This is a genomic window from Vibrio sp. 811 (assembly GCF_033339195.1).
Genome location: NZ_JAWOUB010000911.1, coordinates 1 through 525, shown reverse-complemented (window position 1 = coordinate 525; position 525 = coordinate 1). Strand labels below are relative to the sequence as shown.

Below are 525 nucleotides of genomic sequence, written 5' to 3'. Positions count from 1 at the left end.
TAACGCCCTGTTAAGGGGTGAGCAACGCAATGCAAAAGCCGCCGCATACCACCTTAATCACTTAAACCAACGCATAGTGAAAATGCCACGCGTTGCGAATCCCTCTTGAACAGTTTGTTATGTGCTTACTCCAGCAACCCACGAGACCACAACGACACAACAACATCCATTTGGCTATTATGCACTTTAGACTCGGAGCCACATGACTGAACCCAGAGTTTTTTGATATTGTTTTGCATGTCTGGATTTTCGTTTAGCAGCCTAACTGCCTCTAATGCATATTGTTTATTTAGAACTGATTTTGTATAGCTTCCTCTGGGCACACCAACGACAAAGCCACTTTCAACTAAACCTAGAAAAGCGTTTTTTGGACACCCTTTTTTGATGGAAGCAGCATTTTCCTTGAACTCTTTTTCTGCAGCTGTATTCCAAGCTTCAACTGGACAGACTCCAGTTTGAGCGATGTGAGTAGCTTCTACAGCAACATCACCATATTTGCTCATTTGACCTCCTGCACATAACGCC

General features: G+C 43.6%; 1 protein-coding gene. It reads right to left on the bottom strand.

Annotation, left to right across the window (positions count from 1 at the left end; translation table 11 throughout):
- Positions 1-125 precede the first annotated feature (125 nt).
- Positions 126-525, bottom strand: a 400-nt coding sequence (locus R7Q46_RS30080) for a DUF6979 family protein (RefSeq protein WP_318078705.1), incomplete at its 5' end; no start/stop codon positions are given.